Below are 16,778 nucleotides of genomic sequence, written 5' to 3' on the forward strand. Positions count from 1 at the left end.
GCGGGTTTTCATGGGCGGATCAGCCTCGGGCGCGCGTTGAAGCTGCTGCTGCCGGCATCGAAGCCGGCGCCGCGACGGCGGCGGGCGTCGACGCAGCCGCGCCAGACGTTGCCGTCGCACCGGTTGCCGGGCCCGTCTGCACCGCCGGTGCGGCCGACACGATCTTCACGGTCTCGCCGGCGGCAATCGAATCGCCCGGGTTGTCGATCACGCGATCGGTCGCGGCGAGCCCCGACACGATCTCGACGCGCGTGCCGAAATCGCGCCCGATCTGCACGGTCTTCAGTGCGGTGGTGCCGTTCGCGGCGACGGTCGCGACCGTCACGCCGTTCGGCCGGAACAGCAGCGCGCTGACCGGCAGCTCGAACGCCGGCGCCGCGCTCGGCACGAGCAGGTGCGCCTGCGCATACGCGCCGGGCATCAGCGCGCCGTCGCCATTGTCGACGTCGATCTCGACACGCAGCGTGCGCGTGACCGGATCGATCGCGCCCGCGCTGCGCGCGACGCGCGCGGCGAAGCGCCGCCCCGGATACTGCTGCGTGGTCAGGTAGACGGAGGTGCCCGTCGTCACGCCGGCCGCGCTGTCCTGCGGCACGTCGACGAACACGCGCAGCGTGCCGGTCTGTTCGAGATGGAACAGTTCGCCGGACAGGCCGGGGCTGCCCGGCGTGCCGCCCGCGGTGACGAGCGTGCCGACGTCGACGTTGCGCGCGGTGATCACGCCGTCGAACGGCGCCGCGACCGATTCGTACGACACCAGCTCGGTCAGGTGCGCGACGTTTGCCTGCGCAGAGGCCAGCATCGCGCGCTTCGCGTTCATGTCGGCGACTTTCGTGTCGGTGTCCTGCTGCGACACCGATTGCGTCTTCAGCATGTCCTGCCAGCGCTGCGCGGTCGATTTCGCATAGTCGTAGTTCGCCTGCGCGGTCGCCGCGTCGGCGCGCGCCTGCCGCAATTGCGCGTCGAGGTCGGGCGCGGTGATCTGCGCGAGCGTCTGCCCGGCCTTCACGTGCGCGCCGATGTCGGCACTCCAGTGCGCGACATAACCGCTCGTGCGCGCATAGATCGACGCCTCGGCATAGGGCATCACCGAGCCCGGCAGCGTCAGCGTCTGGTCGGCGGGCGCTGCGCCCGGCAGGATCACGGAGACCGGCAGCGCGCGCTGCGCGGCGACCTGCACGCGTTGCGCGGCGCGTGCGTCGATGCGCGGCACGATGCCGGCGGCCAGCAGCGCGGCGGCCACTGCGATCGCAACGAGCGGGGCGGTCGGCTTGCGGCCGCGACGGGGCGGCGATGTGTCGGGCGCCGTGTCCGCTTCGGCGGCCGGTGGCGGGGCGAGGGGTTCGGTCGTGTCGTTCATGATGGTTCGAGGTCGGGCGAGTCGAAGGAAGTCGAGGTGAAGCCGCGATCAGGGCAGCGCCGGCGTGTCCTGCGCGCGACGCGCGGCGGCCGCATCGCGGCGCCGGTCGAGCCACGCATGGACGAAGCCGAACACGACGGGCACGAACAGCAGCGTCGACAGCGTGCCGAACGCGAGCCCGCCGATCACCGCGCGGCCGAGCGGCGCGTTCTGTTCGCCGCCGTCGCCGAGGCCGAGCGCCATCGGCAGCATGCCGATCAGCATCGCGAGCGCGGTCATCACGACCGGGCGGAAGCGGCTGAAACCCGCGTCGAGCGCGGCCTGCCACGGCGGCGCGCCGCCCGCGATCAGCTCGCGCGCCGCGTTGACGACGAGGATGCTGTTCGCGGTCGCGATGCCGATGCACAGGATCGTGCCGGTCAGCGCGGGCACCGACAGCGTCGTGCGCGTGACGAACAGCATCCATGCGATGCCGGCGAGCGACGCGGGCAGGCCGCCGACGATCACCAGCGGGTCGAGCCACGACTGGAAGTTGACGACCATCAGCAGGTAGACGAGTGCGATCGCGAGCGCAAGGCCGCCGAGCAGCCCGGCAAACGACTCGTGCATCGCCTTCACCTGGCCGCGCAGCACGATCGACGAACCGGGCGGCAACTGCGCGCGTGCAGCGTCGACGAGCCTGGTCACGTCGGCCGTGACGCCGCCGAGATCGCGCCCCTGCACCGACGCGAAGACGTCGAGCACCGGCTGCACGTCGTAGTGCGACACGACCGCCTGTTGCGTCGCGCGCGAGAAGCTGCCGAGCGAGCCGAGCAGGTTCTGCGCGGGCGCGCCGGCCGCCGGGCCGCCGGCCGGCGTCTGCGGCGAGCGTGCGGTGCCCGCCGGCAGCGGCACGTTCGCGAGCGCCTGCAGCGAATCGACCGAATACTGCGGCGTCTGCACCAACAGCGGATAGCTGACGCCATTGCGCGGGTCGAGCCAGAAGTTCGGCGTCGTCTGCGAACTGCCGGACAGCGCGATCAGCAGGTTCTGCGCGACGTCACGCTGTTCGAGGCCGGCCTGGATCGCCTTCGTGCGGTCCACGTTCACGTTGATCGCCGGCTCGTCGCCGGGCTGCTGGATGCGCGCATCGACGAGCCCGCGCACGCCGCGCAGTTTCGCGAGCAGCGCGTTCGCGACCGCGCGGTTCTGGTCGAGCTTGTTGCCGACGATCTGGATGTCGATCGGCGCGGGCAGCCCGAAGTTGAGGATCTGGCTGACGATGTCGGCCGGCAGGAACGCGAACGTCACGCCGGGGAACGACTGCGCGAGCAGGTTGCGCAGCTTCGCGACGTAGGCTGCGGTCGGCGCATGGTTCGGCTTCAGCGTGATCATCACGTCGGCATCCTCGGTGCCGATCGGGTCGGACGAGTCATACGTGAGGTTGATCCCGCTCACCGGCACGCCGATGTTGTCGAGCACGCTCGCAATGTCGTTCGCGGGAATCACGTCGTGGATGCGCGCTTCCACTTCGTCGGTCAGACGCGCGGTTTCCTCGATCCGCGTGCCGGTGGGCGCGCGCAGGTGCAGGCGGATCTCGCCCGTGTCGACCGACGGGAAGAAATCCTGCCCGGCGAACGCAAACAGCCCGGTCGACGCGATGCACGCGAGCAGGAAGGCCGCCGCGAATCGGCGGCGGCGCGCGATCGCCGCCGACAGCAGCGCGCGATAGCGCAGCCGGACCGCCTCGAAGCGATGCTCGAACGCGGCCTGGAAACGCGCGATCCGTGCGAACACGCCGCGCGGCGGCCGGCCGTGCCCCTTCGCGCGCATCAGCGCCATCGCGAGCGTCGGCACCAGCGTGCGCGAGAAGAAATACGACGCGACCATCGCGAAGATCACCGCCTCGGCCATCGGCACGAACAGGTAGCGCGCGACGCCCGTCAGCAGGAACATCGGCACGAACACGATGCAGATCGACAGCGTCGACACGAAGGTCGGCACCGCGATCTCGCCCGCGCCGGTCAGGATCGCGTCTTCGAGTGGCGCGCCGCGTTCGAGGTGATGCGTGATGTTCTCGATCGCGACGGTGGCGTCGTCGACGAGAATCCCGACCGCGAGCGCGAGCCCGCCGAGCGTCATGATGTTGATCGTCTGGCCGAGCGCGGCGAGCGCGAGCAGCGAGCTCAGCACTGCGAGCGGAATCGACACCGCGATGATCAGCGTCGCGCGCCAGCTGCCGAGGAACAGCAGGATCATCAGCGCGGTGAGGCAGGCCGCGATCAGCGCTTCGCGCACGACACCCTGGATCGCCGCTTTCACGAACACCGACTGATCGCCGAGCGCCGAGACATGCAGTGCCTTCGGCAGGCCGGCCGCGATCTTCGGCAGCATCGCCTTGACCTGGTCGATGATCGTCAGTGTCGACGCGCTGCCGGTCTTCTCGACGGTCAGCAGCGCCGCGCGCTTGCCGTCGGCGCGCACGATGTTGGTCTGCGGCGCGTAGCCGTCGCGAACGTGCGCGACGTCGCGCACATACACGACGCTGCCGCCGATCGCTTTCACCGGCAGGTTGTTCAGCGCGGCAACCGTCTGCGTGCTGCCGTTCATCTGCACGTTGTACTCGCGCGTGCCGATCTTCGCGGTGCCGCCGGGCAGGATCAGGTTCTGCGCGTTGATCGCGTTCACGACGTCGATCGGCGCGAGCCCCTTCGCCTGCAGCGCGCGCGTGTCGAGATCGACGACGATCTGGCGGATCTTGCCGCCGAACGGCAGCGGCACGGCCACACCCTGCACGGTTGCGAGCTGCGTGCGGATGAAGCTGTTGCCGAGGTCGTAGAGCTGCTGCTCGGCGAGCGTGTCGCTCGACAGCCCGAGCTGCAGGATCGGCACCGTCGACGCGTTGTACGTGATGATGTTCGGCGGCAGCGTGCCGGGCGGCAGGATCCGCAGGATCGACGCGGAATTGCTCGCGGCTTCCGCGATCGCGCGATTGATGTCCGCGCCGGGGTGGAAGAAGATCTTCACGACCGACACGCCGTTCAGCGACTGCGATTCGATGTGCTCGATGTCGTCGACGTCGGACGTGAGCGCGCGCTCGTAGTTCGACGTGATCCGCTTGGCCATGTCCTCGGCGGAGAAGCCGTTGTACGACCACACGATGCTGACGACCGGGATGTCGATGTTCGGGAAGATGTCGGTCGGCGTGCGCAGGAGCGCGAGCGGTCCCGCAATGAAGATCAGCAGCGCGAGCACGACGAACGTATAGGGCCTGCGCAACGCGAGCCGGACGATCCACATGATGTTGTTCCTCGAAGCAGGGCATGGGTGCCGCATTCGATGCGACGAGCGTGCAGTCTGACGATGCCGCGTTGACCCGGCCCTGACTCGAAGATTACGAAGCTGTTATCTGCGTGCAGCGCCGCAGATTTCAGAATTGTCATCCGGCAGTCAGCGTCGCGCCGGCCGCGATCGCCAGAATGAACGTGTCAGGCGGCGAATCGCATCCGCGGTTCCGCCGGCGGCGCATCGACGATGCGTCCTCATCGAACCGTTCTGGGGAGTTTCATCATGAATCGCAGACTGATCGCAGCCGCCGCGCTGCTCGCACTCGCAATCGGCACGCCGGTCGCCGCATTCGCACAGACGTCGTCGTCGGGCCCGACCCGCGCCGACGTGATCGCCGAGCTCGTCCAGGCGCAGCGCGACGGCACGGTGCCCACGTCGAACTGGGACTATCCGCCGAGCACGCGGACGATCGAGCGCAATCGCGAGCTGTATGCGATCGCGCACGGCGAGCAGGGCACCGCGACCGCGTCGACGGGCGTGCCGGCCGTCAGCGCGCAGTGAAACGGGAGTCGGGCGATGAAGGCTCTTTCCCGACTGGCGATCGCCGCGATGCTCGCGGCGGCGGTCGCGCCGGCGTTTGCGCGCGGGATGCCGCAACTGCCCGATGACGATGGCGGGCGCGCCAGCGTGCTGCGCGAGTTGAATCCGACGCGGGTGAGCGGTGATGCGCGGGCGCATGCCGTCGGCGTTGTTTCGAATCAGGGGGGCGAGACGGACAGGAAGGCAGCGACTCGACGGAACTGAGTCTCGTCGAGCGCCGCGGCGACGGCCGTCGTGCTGCCCGGTTTCGGGGGCGGCTGGCGGGCGCGCGTCTGGAATTCGTGCAAACGCGCGATCGTGAAGGCGGCCGGCTCACCGGCAATACTCGGGAAGTGCGCGCCGTTACCGTGGCCGCCTGGGTTCAGTCAGTCGTCAAGTATTCGGCGAAACCTCGGTCGCCGAAGGCACCGCCACCGCTGCCGATTCATCGGCGAGTGCCCAACGCGTCACGAGACTCGCGATCACAAGCACGGCCACCGCACCGGTCAGCGGTGCAACGGCCATGATCGGGAGAATCTGGCTGAGCCCCAGCCCCGCGCTCAGGATCGCTGCGCCGGCAAACGCGCTGCCGATGGCGCCCAGCCGCCCGAACGCGTGCATCCAGCTCAATCCGGTTGAGCGCGCAACGGTCGGGTAGAAGCGCGCGGTCAGTGCGTTCATGCCGGTATTGGTGCCGGGAATGAACCATCCCCATGCAAAGGCGAGGGCCTGCAACGCCCAGAAGGTCGACTGCATCCCGTGCACGGCCCACAGCGACAGTGCCGCCAGGCAGAAGCTTGCCGCGACCGTGTAGTAGCGATCGAAGCGATCCATCAGCCAGCCGATCGCGATCGAACCCAGCGTCCCGCCCCAGTTCAGGAAGCCGACCATGATGGCGCCTTGCGCACTCGTATAACCGGCGTCTTTCGCCATCGTCGGCAGCCAGTTGTAAAGCAGGTAGGTGACGAACAGCCCGACGAAATAGCACAGCCAGATCAGGACCGTGCCGGCGATGTAGCGTTTCGACAGGATCGTACCGATCGCACCGCCTTTCACCTTGGGCTGCGCGGGCAGGAAGAATCGCGTATCGGCACGTACATGCGTACGGCCGATCGCCGAAAGAGTCCGCGCGATCAGTTCGGGACGCTTGTTCTGAACCGTCAGGAACGCTACCGATTCGGGCAGCCAAAGCATCAGAATCGGCACGCAGACCACCGCAAGCGCGCCGCCCACAGTGAGCATCGCGCGCCATCCGTAGCCGGGAATGATCCACGCTGCGATGAAGCCGCACAGCGCGGCACCGACCGTGAATCCGCTGTACACGACCGTCACGAGGAACGAGCGCCGGCGTTCGGGCACGTACTCGGACCATAGCGTCACCACGTTCGGCATCACGGCGCCGAGGCCGAGCCCGGTGACGAACCGGATCGGCAGCATCGTCCCGAGCGACGTCGCGTGCGCGGTGGCCAGCGTCCCGACGCCGATGATCAGCACGCTGGCGACCAGCACGCGCTTGCGTCCGAACCGGTCGGCGATCGGCCCGCCGAGCAGCGCACCGGCCGCCAGGCCGAACAACGCGGCGCTGAGCACCGGCGCCAGCGCGTTCTTCGTGACGCCCCATTCCTTGATCAGTTCCGGCACGACGAAGCCGATGATGACGGTATCCCAGCCGTCCAGCGAGATCACGACGAAGGTCAGCAATCCGACCAGCCACTGAAACGGGCTGACCGGGCGCTCGTCGATGAATTCGCGAACGTTGATGGCGCTTCCTGATACCGGCATGGTTGTCTCCTGCGTTGGGGCTCCGGGCCCTTGCATTGCGTCGGTCGGACCTCGACGCGATGCCCCGCAGTGTTCAATCGCCGAAATTCCGCGTCCAACAAGAAATTCCGTTTACGGCGACAAGGAAACGTTATCGATCGGCACGGTTCTTCGATTGCCCGGGCATCCCGTCACCCAGCTTCTCCAGCAGAAACTCGGCGAACACCGAGACCGCGGGCGGCAAAGGCGGGCGGCTCGTATAGACGAGTTGCAGCCCGAGGCCGGTGCCCGAACGTCGATACGACGGCAGCACGCGCACCAGTTTTCCCTGCTCGATTGCCGGCTCGGCGAGCAACTGCGGCAGCAGCGCGATCCCCAGCCCGGCGATGCAGGCCTGTATCACCACGCGCATGTCGTTGACCGAGAAGCGGCTGTCGATCGAAATCTCCTGGGTGCCGCGCGGCCCCTGCAGCCGCCACATGCTGCGGCCCTGGCGGCTGGACACCGTCAGGCAATCGTGGTCGGCCAGTTCGCGCGGCGTGCGAGGCGCGGCGCGCCGTTCCAGGTAGGCAGGGCTCGCCGCGAGGATCATCGTGCCCGGCGCGATCCTGCGCACGCGGAAGCTGCCGCCGGTCTCGATACCAATCCGCAGGGCCAGGTCGATGCGCTCGCCGATCAGGTCGGCCGGCGTGTCGTCGAGCAGGAAGTCGATGCTGATCTGCGGATAGCGCGCGTAGAACTCGGCCAGCCATTCCAGCCGGAAAAATTCGAACAGGCCGCCCATCGCCGTCACGCGAACCGTACCGGAAGGCTCCAGCCCGTCCGCATGCAGCCGTTCGATCTCGAAGAGCCGGTCGAGCGCCGGCGCATAACGCTCGAACAGCGCCTGGCCTTCGGTACTCGGCGCGAGCTTGCGGGTCGAGCGATGCAGCAGGCGCGTGCCGAGTTGCCCTTCGAGCTGGTCGATGCGCCGGCTCAGCGTATTGGCCGGCATGCGCAGGCGCCGCGCGGCTTCCGAGAAGCTGCCGGCGCGGACGACCTGGACGAACAGCGCGAGATCATTCAGATCGAGCATCGGATTCCTCCAAAAATGGATCAATCAAATCCTATTTATCCGTCTAGTGTAGGACAGCTTCAGTCTCCATACTGGTATCACGCTTCAAGCAAGCACCTGACTTCCCAAGGAGATTGAATTGAACAAGACTCTGACGATCGCGGCGGGCGCACTCGCCGCATCGTTGTCGTTGTCCGCATTCGCGGCCGCGTCGACGTACCGGCTCGATCCGGACCATACGTACCCGAGTTTCGAGGCCGATCACATCGGCGGCCTGTCGGTCTGGCGCGGCAAGTTCGACAAATCGGGCGGCACCGTGACGCTCGACCGCGCGGCAAAGACCGGCACCGTCGAAGTGACGACCGCGATTGCGTCGGTTCATACGGGCAGCACGAAGCTCGACCAGGACCTGCAATCGAACCAGTTCTTCGATGCGTCGAAGTTTCCGGAAGCGACCTACAAGGGTGCGATCACGTTCAACGGCGACAAGCCGGCGACGGTCGTCGGCAATCTCACGATGCACGGCGTTACGCGGCCGCTGACGCTGAAGATCGACTCGTTCAAGTGCATGCCGCATCCGATGCTCAAGCGCGAAGTGTGCGGCGTCGATGCGGTGGGCGAGTTCGATCGCAGCGAATTCGGCGTCGACTTCGGCAAGGCGTACGGCTTCAGCATGAAGACCCGCCTGCTCATCACGGCCGAAGCCCTCAAGCAGTAATCCCTTTCGGAGAACACTCATGAAACTGCTGCATATCGATTCCAGCATCCTCGGCCAGGGCTCGGTCAGCCGCGAACTGTCGGCGGAAGCCGTCGCGACCTTCCGCGGCCGCGATCCCGGCCTCACGGTGACGCGCCTCGATCTCGCCGCCACGCCGATCGGCCATCTGACGGGCGAACATCTTGCCGCCGCGCAAGGCGCGCCGGTCGACGACGCGCTGAAGGCGGACGTCGAGATCGGCCAGCGCGCGCTCGACGAATTTCTCGCGGCCGACATCGTGGTCGTCGGCGCGCCGATGTACAACTTCGGCATCGCTTCGCAGTTGAAGGCGTGGATCGACCGCATCTCCGTCGCCGGCAAGACGTTCCGCTACGGCGAGAACGGGCCGATCGGATTGTGCGTCGGCAAGAAGCTGGTCGTCGCGTCGTCGCGCGGCGGCGTGTACAGCGAAGGCTCGCCGGTGGCTGCGTTCGATCATCAGGAAACCTATCTGAAAGCGGCGTTCGGCTTCCTCGGCATCACGGACATCACGTTCATTCGCGCGGAAGGCGTGGCGATGGGGCAGGACATGCGCAGCGGCGCCATCGCGTCGGCGAAGGAAGCGGCGGCCGCGCTCGCGGCCTGACGGTGTTCGCCGGCTTGCTTTCTCAATTGCGCATAAACCGGCGCGGACGCCTGACCCGGCTACGCCGCCTGTCGCACCTCGATATGCTGGAGCACACCCGATGAATGCCGTCGATCCCGTTTTGCAGACCGCCGTCACCGGCCGTCACGTCGTCTTCCGCACGCGCGGCCACGTGCACGGGCCGGTCGTCCGGATGGCAAGCCCGTCCGACGTCGGCGAGATGATCAAGCCGTTCGTCTTCCTCGACCTGATCGATACGCAGGCGCCGTTGGGGCAGCCGGCCTTCGGCTGGCATCCGCATTCGGGTATCGCCACGCTGACGCTCGCGATCGACGGACGCGGCACCTACGCCGAATCCACCGGCCACGAAGGCACGATGGAGGCGGGCGACATCGAATGGATGAGCGCCGGGCGCGGCGTCTGGCATACGGGTTCCGTCGTGCCGCCGGTCAAGGCGTTCCAGCTGTGGGTCGCGTTGCCGCCGGGGCGCGAGCTGGCGCCGGCGTTCAGCCAGCACCTGTCGATCGACGACATCCCGTCGGACGGGCCGGCGCGCGTGCTGCTCGGCCGCAGCGGCGACGCGGTCAGCCCGATCGATGCGCCGCCGGGCATCAACTACGTCGTCGTGCAACTGAAGGCCGGCGAGCGCTGGACCTGCCGGCCGCCGCAGGGCTACCGGGTCGGCTGGACCGCCGTGATGGACGGCAGCCTGCGTACGCCGGACCCGGTCGGCCAGGGCGAACTGGTCGTCTTCGACCCGTCCGACGCCGCGATCGAATTCGACGCGGTGACCGATGCGCGCTTCGTGGTCGGTACGGCCATCCCGCATCCGCACGATCTCCATCTGGGCAACTACTCGGTGCACACGAGCGCCGCCGCGCTGGTGGAAGGCGAGCGCGAAATCGTGCGCATCGGCCGCGAACTGCGCGCCAAGGGCGTGTTGCGCTGAGCCGTCCGCGCGCAAGCCGGTATCCGCCGCCCGGTGCCGACCCGCGCGGCAACCGACAGGCGCCGATTCATGATGGACGTGCTGCCCGGCATGGTGCCGATGGGCCTGGGGGCGGGCGCGGTCGACACGTCGGCGGCTACCACCTCGCGTTCCTGTTGGGCGCGGTGCGTGCGGTAGCGGCGTCGCTGCTGGCCGGCGCGTTCGCCCGGACCGCATGCCTGTGCCGGTACCCGGCGACACGTCGTTCGCGGCTTCCGTCTGAAGCAATCCGCAGCCCCCTTCTGCCGCTACCTGCCGTTATCTCGCCCACGGAATCCTGACGCGACCGGCGCATTGCCCGAATGCGCCGGCTTTCACGCATTCGAAACGACCCGACCGGCCCGACGCCGCCGCCACGCCAGGCACCCCCACGCCCTTAGGTGTTTATACGTATGCCGATTCCGATATCGCTTCAATCCAAGATTTCATTGGAAGGTTATCGGACTTGTTTCTAGACTGGTCCGGGGTATACATGCCGGGCCGGCAGGCCCAGCCCTGAACCGCGCGCCAAGCAGAACCAGAACAGCGCCGCGGCATACAACGACATCATCGGAGACGGACCATGACATTCATCAGGAAGCTGGCGGCCGGTGCGATCGTCGCCGCGGCGACGGTACTCGCGCCCGGCGCATTCGCGCAGCAAAAGCCGATCACGCTCGGTTTCTCGCAGGTCGGCGCCGAAAGCGCGTGGCGCACCGCGAACACCGTGTCGGTGAAGGGCGCGGCGAAGGATGCCGGCATCAACCTGAAGTTCTCGGACGCGCAGCAGAAGCAGGAGAACCAGATCCGCGCGATCCGCTCGTTCATCGCGCAGAAGGCCGACGTGATCGCGTTCTCGCCGGTCGTCGAATCGGGCTGGGAGCCGGTGCTGACCGAAGCGAAGGCCGCGCACATCCCGGTGATCCTGACGGATCGCGGGATCGACGTGAAGGATCCGTCGCTGTACGTGACGATGATCGGTTCGGACTTCCTCGAGGAAGGGCGGCGCGCCGGCCACTGGATGGAAGAGCACTACAAGAACGACGCGGGCCCGATCAACATCGTCGAGCTGCAGGGCACGGTCGGCTCCGCGCCGGCCAACGATCGCCGCGCGGGCCTGCTCGAAGTGATCAAGAACAATCCGAAGTTCAAGGTGATCGCGTCGCAGAGCGGCGACTTCACGCTCGCCGGCGGCAAGCAGGTGATGGAAGCGTTCGCGAAGACCTACGGCAAGCAGATCAACGTCGTCTACGCGCACAACGACGACATGGCGCTCGGCGCGATCCAGGCGATGGAAGAGGCGGGGATCAAGCCCGGCAAGGACTTGACCGTCGTGTCGTTCGATGCGACGAAGGGCGGCTTCCAGGCGATGATCGCCGGCAAGATCAACGTCGACGTCGAATGCAGCCCGCTGCTCGGCCCGCAACTGATGAGCGCGGTGAAGGACGTCGCCGCCGGCAAGTCGCTGCCCAAGCGCATCGTGACGAACGAGACGGTGTTCCCGATGAACGTCGCGGCGCAGGTGTTGCCGACCCGCAAATACTGACATGGTGCGCGCGGGCGGCGGCGTGACACGCCGTCGTCCGGCAACCGCTTCGAGGAGGGTTCATGACGAGTCCGCCGGTGGTCGAGATGATCGGCATCGACAAGTCGTTTCCGGGCGTCAGCGCACTGCAGCGCGTGAGCTTCCGGCTGTTTCCGGGCGAGATCCACGCGCTGATGGGCCAGAACGGCGCGGGCAAGTCGACGCTGATCAACGTGCTCACCGGCGTGCACGCGCACGATGAGGGCGAGATTCGCGTCGGCGGCGAGCCCGTGCGTTTCGCCGCGCCGCGCGAAGCCGAGGCGGCCGGGATCCAGACGCTTTACCAGGAAGTGAACCTGTGCGCGAACCTGTCGGTCGCCGAGAACATCTTCGCGGGCCGGCAGCCGATGCGGCGCGGCGCGATCGACTGGAACACGATCCATGCGCGCTCGCGCGCGGCGCTGGCCGAACTCGACCTGTCGCTCGATGTCACGCGCTCGCTCGACGCGTATCCGATCGCCGTGCAGCAGATGGTTGCGATCGCGCGCGCCGTGTCGGTCGATGCGCGCGTGCTGATTCTCGACGAGCCGACGTCGAGCCTCGACGACGGCGAGGTCGCGCGGCTGTTCGCCGTGCTGCGCCGGCTGAAGGCGTCGGGCATCGCGATCCTGTTCGTCACGCATTTCCTTGAGCAGACCTATGCGGTGTCCGACCGGATCACCGTGATGCGCAACGGCGAGCGCGAAGGCGAGTACCTGGCGCGCGACCTGCCGGTCGATGTGCTGGTCGCGAAGATGACCGGCCGCGAACGGATGTCCGACACGCTGCAGGCGGGCGCCGCCGCGGTCGAGCGCACCGCCGGCACGGCCGCGCCGTTCCTGTCGATGCAGCAGGTCGGCCGGCGCGGGATGATGAGCCCGCTCGATCTCGACGTGCGGCCCGGCGAAATCGTCGGGCTGGCCGGTCTGCTCGGCTCGGGGCGCACCGAAACGGCGCAGCTCGCGTTCGCGGCGGAGCGCACCGACACCGGCGCGATCGAGATCGACGGCACGCGCAAGCGGCTGGCTTCGCCGCACGATGCGGTTCGGCACGGGATCGCGTATTGCCCCGAGGATCGCAAGAAGGAGGGCATCGTCGCCGCGCTGTCGATCCGCGAGAACATCATCCTGGCGCTGCAGGCGCGGCGTGGCTGGTGGCGGCTGATCGGGCGCGCACGCCAGCGCGAGATCGCCGACACGTATATCGCGCGGCTCGGCATCAAGGCGCGCGACGCGGAGCAGCCGATCGGGCTGCTGTCGGGGGGCAATCAGCAGAAGGTGTTGCTCGCGCGCTGGCTCGCGACGGACCCGAAGCTGCTGATCCTCGACGAGCCGACGCGCGGCATCGACGTCGCCGCGAAGTTCGACATCATGGAGCGCGTGCTCGCGCTGTGCGCGACCGGGCTCGCGATCCTGTTCATCTCGTCGGAGATTGGCGAAGTGGTGCGCGTGAGCCACCGGATCGCGGTGCTGCGCGACCGGCGCAAGGTCGCCGAACTGACCGGCGCCGACGCGTCCGAAGAGCAGGTTTACCGGCTGATCGCGGGAGGCCAGTCATGATGCGTGTGCGCACGCTGTTTCGTCATCCGCTTGCGTGGCCGGTGCTGACGCTTGCGCTGCTGTTCGCGCTCGACGTCGCGCATCGTCCGGGCTTCCTGTCGATCGCGCTGCTCGACGGCCACCTGTTCGGCGCGCCGATCGACATCCTGAACCGCGCGGCACCGCTCGTGATCGTGTCGCTCGGCATGACGCTCGTGATCGCGACGCGCGGGATCGACATCTCCGTCGGCGCGATCGTCGCGATCGCCGGCGCGGCCGCGGCGATCGTGCTCGAGGCCGATCCGTCGCAGGTCGGCACGGCGCTGGCTGCCGCGCTCGGCGTCGGGTTGCTCGCCGGCGCGTGGAACGGCCTGCTCGTCGCGTTCGTCGGGATGCAGCCGATCATCGCGACGCTGATCCTGATGGTGGCCGGCCGCGGCGTCGCGCAACTGCTGACGGGCGGCCAGATCATTCCGATCGGCGCGGCCGGTTACCTCGCGCTCGGCGGCGGTTATCTGGCGACGGTGCCGAGTTCGGTGTGGATCGCCGTCGCGACGATCGCCGCGACCGCGCTGCTGGTGAACCGCACCGCGCTCGGGCTGTTCATCCGCGCGATCGGCGTGAACCCGGTCGCCACGCGGCTCGTCGGGCTGCGCTCGGGCGCGGTCGTGTTCGGCGTGTACCTGTGTTCCGGCGTGATGGCGGCGATCGCCGGCATCCTCGCGAGTTCGAACGTGCGCAGCGCCGACGGCAACAACGCGGGGCTGCTGCTCGAACTCGACGCGATCCTCGCGGTAACGCTCGGCGGCACGTCGCTGCTCGGCGGCCGCTTCAGCCTGGCCGGCTCCGTGCTCGGCGCGCTGATCATCCAGACGCTCACCTACACGACCTATTCGATCGGCGTGCCGCCGGAGGCGACGCTCGTCGTCAAGGCGGTCGTCGTGATCGTCGTGACGCTGATCCAGTCGGACGCGGCGCGTGCGCTCGTCGTCCGGCACGCGTCGCGGCTGCTGCCCTCCGCGCGTTCGCGCGCCACCTCCGGAGCAACGCCCCGATGACCCGATTCCTTGGCCGGCTTGCCGACCCGCGCACGCTGCCGATCGTCGTGACGATCGTGCTGTTCGCCGCGCTGTTCGGCTTCGGATCCGTGATGTACACGGGATTTTTCTCGATGCAGGTGCTCACCGGCTTGCTCGTCGACAACGCGTTCCTGCTGATCGTCGCGATCGGCATGACGTTCGTGATCGTGTCGGGCGGCATCGACCTGTCGGTCGGCTCGGTCGTTGCGCTGACAACGATATTCTGCGCGGTTGGCGCCGAGCGGCTGCACTGGCCCGTGTGGGTGATCGTGCCGCTCGTGCTCGCGTTCGGCGCGCTGTACGGCGCGGCGATGGGCGCGCTGATCCATTATTTCCGGCTGCAGCCGTTCATCGTCACGCTGGCCGGGATGTTTCTCGCGCGCGGCGCGTGCTTCCTGATCACGACGCAGTCGATCACGATCAACGAGCCGACGTTTCATGCGATCGCGGGCATCAGCGTGCCGATCGGCGGCGGCACACTGAGCGCGGGCGCGCTGATCGCGCTCGCGACGCTGGCCGTCGCGATCTACGTCGCGCATTTCACGCGTTTCGGCCGCAACGTGTACGCGATCGGCGGCAACGAACGCTCGGCGCTGCTGATGGGGCTGCCGGTCGCGCGCACGAAGGTCGGCGTCTACGCGCTGAGCGGCCTGTGCTCGGCGCTCGGCGGCGTGGTGTTCACGATGTACGTGCTGTCGGGCTACGGGCTGCAGGCGCAGGGGATGGAACTCGACGCGATCGCCGCGACCGTGATCGGCGGCACGCTGCTCACGGGCGGCGTGGGTTACGTGATCGGCTCGGTGTTCGGCGTCGGCATCCTCGGCACGATCCAGGTGCTGATCACATTCGACGGCACGTTGAGTTCGTGGTGGACGCGCATCGTGATCGGCGCGCTGCTGTGCGTGTTCTGCGTGCTGCAGCGGGTCATCGAGCGGCACGCAACGCGGCGGCGCACGGGTGGCACCGGGCTCGGCGCGCAGCAGCCGAAGCGCGACACCGCGCACGCGCGGCCGGCCGAGCCGGGCGAGGACGCGGCGCTGGTGTCGACGATGCGCCGCGTGTAGTGCGTGTAATGGATCGCACGCCCCGCGCCGCGCCGTGACCGGCAACGGGGCAGCGGCGCGGCCGATGCCTGGCCGCCGGTGCCTGTCGAAGGCGACCGGCGCGCGCGTTACGCGCGAACGGCTACCCGGTACAGCGTCGTTTGACGATAAACGGCGCCCGGATGAAGGATGACGTCGTCGCGCAGGTCGGCCATGTTGACCTGATCCGGAAAGCCGCCTGCTTCGACGCACAGCGCGGCGTGTTGCGCGCAACGCGTACCGCCCCGCACGCGCACGCCGTCCAGATAGTTGCCGGTATAGAGCTGGAGGCCGCGCTGATCGGTCGATACGACCAGCTCGCGGCCGCTTTCCGGATCGTAGATGCCGGCGACGGGCCTGACCGTGCGCGCGCCGTCGCGCAGCACGAAGCAGTGATCGAAGCCGCGCGCCCGTGCAAGTTGCGCATGCGGCCAGTCGAGGCGCGCGCCGAGCGGCGCGCTCTGCCGGAAATCGAAAGCGGTGCCGGTCACGTCCGCGGTGCCGGTCGGGATCAGCGCGTCGTCGACTTCGAGGAATGCGTCGGCGTCGATGCTCAGCACGTGGCCGCGCACGTCGCTGCCCGCGCGGCCGCTGAGGTTGAAGTAGCTGTGATTCGTCAGGTTGAGCGGCGTGGGCGCGTCGGTGACGCCGGTGTAGTCGATCGTCAGCGTGCCGTCGTCGTCGAGTGCATAACGAACCTGCACGCTCACGTTGCCCGGAAAACCTGCGTCGCCTTCGGGCGAATCGAGCCGCAGCGTCAGCCCGCCGCAGTCGTCGACGACTTCCCAGCGCTGCCGGTGAAAGCCGCTCGCGCCGCCGTGCAGCAGATTGCCGTTCTCGTTGCGATCGAGCAGGTAGTCGACCCCGTCGAGCGTGAAGCGCGCGCCGGCGATCCGGTTCGCCCAGCGGCCGACCGTTGCGCCGAGGTAGGCGCCCGATTCGACATACTCCGCGGGCGTGTCGTGCGCGAGCACGATATCGGCGAAGCGTCCGGTGCGGTCGGGCGCGAGCCACGACACGACGGTCGCGCCAAGGTCGCTGACGACGACGCGCATGCCGTGCGTGTTGCGCAGCGTATAGCGCCGCACCGTGTCGCCGTCGGGCAGCGTGCCCCACGGCTCGGAAGGCACGCGTGCGACGCCGGGCGTCAGATGGGAGGAATCGGTATCGATGTGCATGGGCGG

The 16,778-nt window shown here is 68.2% G+C and carries 14 protein-coding genes; 9 read left to right on the plus strand and 5 right to left on the minus strand.

Annotation, left to right across the window (positions count from 1 at the left end; translation table 11 throughout):
• Window positions 1-19: 19 nt before the first annotated feature.
• On the minus strand, window positions 20-1,360 hold the full coding sequence (locus tag R9B84_RS16815) for an efflux RND transporter periplasmic adaptor subunit (protein ID WP_423760517.1): 1,341 nt from the start codon (window positions 1,358-1,360) through the stop codon (window positions 20-22).
• Window positions 1,361-1,408: 48 nt separating this feature from the next.
• The gene (locus R9B84_RS16820) at window positions 1,409-4,639 is read right to left on the minus strand and encodes an efflux RND transporter permease subunit (RefSeq protein ID WP_423760518.1); all 3,231 of its coding nucleotides are present in this window, start codon (window positions 4,637-4,639) and stop codon (window positions 1,409-1,411) included.
• 270 nt (window positions 4,640-4,909) lie between these two features.
• Here R9B84_RS16820 and R9B84_RS16825 point away from each other — a divergent pair, with 270 nt between their 5' ends.
• Together R9B84_RS16825 and R9B84_RS16830 are read left to right on the plus strand one after the other, a co-directional pair.
• Window positions 4,910-5,188: a DUF4148 domain-containing protein gene (locus R9B84_RS16825; RefSeq protein WP_423760519.1), complete on the plus strand. Its 279-nt coding sequence runs from the start codon at window positions 4,910-4,912 to the stop codon at window positions 5,186-5,188.
• A 15-nt stretch (window positions 5,189-5,203) separates the two neighbouring features.
• On the plus strand, window positions 5,204-5,431 hold the full coding sequence (locus R9B84_RS16830) for a hypothetical protein (protein ID WP_423760520.1): 228 nt from the start codon (window positions 5,204-5,206) through the stop codon (window positions 5,429-5,431).
• 168 nt (window positions 5,432-5,599) lie between these two features.
• Here the strand turns inward: R9B84_RS16830 and R9B84_RS16835 are convergent, their stop codons facing one another.
• Entirely contained in the window at window positions 5,600-6,988 is a 1,389-nt protein-coding gene (locus R9B84_RS16835; RefSeq protein ID WP_423760521.1) for an MFS transporter, read from the minus strand.
• Between the two features lie 130 nt (window positions 6,989-7,118).
• Window positions 7,119-8,042, minus strand: coding sequence for a LysR family transcriptional regulator (locus tag R9B84_RS16840; protein WP_423760522.1), 924 nt, complete (start codon window positions 8,040-8,042; stop codon window positions 7,119-7,121).
• Between the two features lie 118 nt (window positions 8,043-8,160).
• Here R9B84_RS16840 and R9B84_RS16845 point away from each other — a divergent pair, with 118 nt between their 5' ends.
• The 7 genes from R9B84_RS16845 (at window position 8,161) to yjfF (ending at window position 15,576) form a co-directional block, all read left to right on the plus strand.
• Complete coding sequence (locus tag R9B84_RS16845; protein WP_423760523.1) at window positions 8,161-8,739, plus strand: YceI family protein; 579 nt, start codon at window positions 8,161-8,163, stop codon at window positions 8,737-8,739.
• A 19-nt stretch (window positions 8,740-8,758) separates the two neighbouring features.
• A complete protein-coding gene (locus R9B84_RS16850) occupies window positions 8,759-9,364 on the plus strand; it encodes an FMN-dependent NADH-azoreductase (RefSeq protein ID WP_423760524.1) in 606 nt (201 codons plus the stop codon).
• A gap of 100 nt (window positions 9,365-9,464) precedes the next feature.
• Complete coding sequence (locus tag R9B84_RS16855) at window positions 9,465-10,313, plus strand: pirin family protein (protein WP_423760525.1); 849 nt, start codon at window positions 9,465-9,467, stop codon at window positions 10,311-10,313.
• A 601-nt stretch (window positions 10,314-10,914) separates the two neighbouring features.
• Window positions 10,915-11,877 carry an ABC transporter substrate-binding protein gene (locus R9B84_RS16860; RefSeq protein WP_423760526.1) on the plus strand — a complete coding sequence of 321 codons (963 nt, stop codon included), beginning with the start codon at window positions 10,915-10,917 and terminating at the stop codon, window positions 11,875-11,877.
• Between the two features lie 62 nt (window positions 11,878-11,939).
• A complete protein-coding gene (locus R9B84_RS16865) occupies window positions 11,940-13,454 on the plus strand; it encodes a sugar ABC transporter ATP-binding protein (RefSeq protein ID WP_423760527.1) in 1,515 nt (504 codons plus the stop codon).
• Window positions 13,451-14,491 (plus strand): ABC transporter permease, encoded by a 1,041-nt coding sequence (locus R9B84_RS16870; RefSeq protein WP_423760528.1) that lies wholly within the window; start codon window positions 13,451-13,453, stop codon window positions 14,489-14,491. The genes R9B84_RS16865 and R9B84_RS16870 overlap by 4 nt, the downstream gene beginning before the upstream one ends.
• The gene (gene yjfF / locus R9B84_RS16875; protein WP_423760529.1) at window positions 14,488-15,576 is read left to right on the plus strand and encodes a galactofuranose ABC transporter, permease protein YjfF; all 1,089 of its coding nucleotides are present in this window, start codon (window positions 14,488-14,490) and stop codon (window positions 15,574-15,576) included. The genes R9B84_RS16870 and yjfF overlap by 4 nt, the downstream gene beginning before the upstream one ends.
• 107 nt (window positions 15,577-15,683) lie before the next feature.
• Here yjfF and R9B84_RS16880 read toward each other — a convergent pair whose 3' ends face one another.
• Complete coding sequence (locus tag R9B84_RS16880) at window positions 15,684-16,772, minus strand: aldose epimerase family protein (protein WP_423760530.1); 1,089 nt, start codon at window positions 16,770-16,772, stop codon at window positions 15,684-15,686.
• Window positions 16,773-16,778 lie beyond the last annotated feature (6 nt).

The organism is Burkholderia sp. NLJ2 (genome assembly GCF_049487195.1).
Classification (GTDB): Bacteria; Pseudomonadota; Gammaproteobacteria; order Burkholderiales; family Burkholderiaceae; genus Burkholderia; species Burkholderia pyrrocinia.

Excerpts from the sequence above, each read along its gene's own strand:
- yjfF (WP_423760529.1), top strand. The coding sequence starts at position 14,488 with ATGACCCGATTCCTTGGCCGGCTTGCCGACCCGCGCACGCTGCCGATC.
- R9B84_RS16880 (WP_423760530.1), bottom strand. The coding sequence starts at position 16,772 with ATGCACATCGATACCGATTCCTCCCATCTGACGCCCGGCGTCGCACGC.
- R9B84_RS16825 (WP_423760519.1), top strand. The coding sequence starts at position 4,910 with ATGAATCGCAGACTGATCGCAGCCGCCGCGCTGCTCGCACTCGCAATC.
- R9B84_RS16870 (WP_423760528.1), top strand. The coding sequence starts at position 13,451 with ATGATGCGTGTGCGCACGCTGTTTCGTCATCCGCTTGCGTGGCCGGTG.
- R9B84_RS16850 (WP_423760524.1), top strand. The coding sequence starts at position 8,759 with ATGAAACTGCTGCATATCGATTCCAGCATCCTCGGCCAGGGCTCGGTC.
- R9B84_RS16855 (WP_423760525.1), top strand. The coding sequence starts at position 9,465 with ATGAATGCCGTCGATCCCGTTTTGCAGACCGCCGTCACCGGCCGTCAC.
- R9B84_RS16835 (WP_423760521.1), bottom strand. The coding sequence starts at position 6,988 with ATGCCGGTATCAGGAAGCGCCATCAACGTTCGCGAATTCATCGACGAG.
- R9B84_RS16840 (WP_423760522.1), bottom strand. The coding sequence starts at position 8,042 with ATGCTCGATCTGAATGATCTCGCGCTGTTCGTCCAGGTCGTCCGCGCC.
- R9B84_RS16815 (WP_423760517.1), bottom strand. The coding sequence starts at position 1,360 with ATGAACGACACGACCGAACCCCTCGCCCCGCCACCGGCCGCCGAAGCG.
- R9B84_RS16820 (WP_423760518.1), bottom strand. The coding sequence starts at position 4,639 with ATGTGGATCGTCCGGCTCGCGTTGCGCAGGCCCTATACGTTCGTCGTG.
- R9B84_RS16830 (WP_423760520.1), top strand. The coding sequence starts at position 5,204 with ATGAAGGCTCTTTCCCGACTGGCGATCGCCGCGATGCTCGCGGCGGCG.
- R9B84_RS16865 (WP_423760527.1), top strand. The coding sequence starts at position 11,940 with ATGACGAGTCCGCCGGTGGTCGAGATGATCGGCATCGACAAGTCGTTT.
- R9B84_RS16860 (WP_423760526.1), top strand. The coding sequence starts at position 10,915 with ATGACATTCATCAGGAAGCTGGCGGCCGGTGCGATCGTCGCCGCGGCG.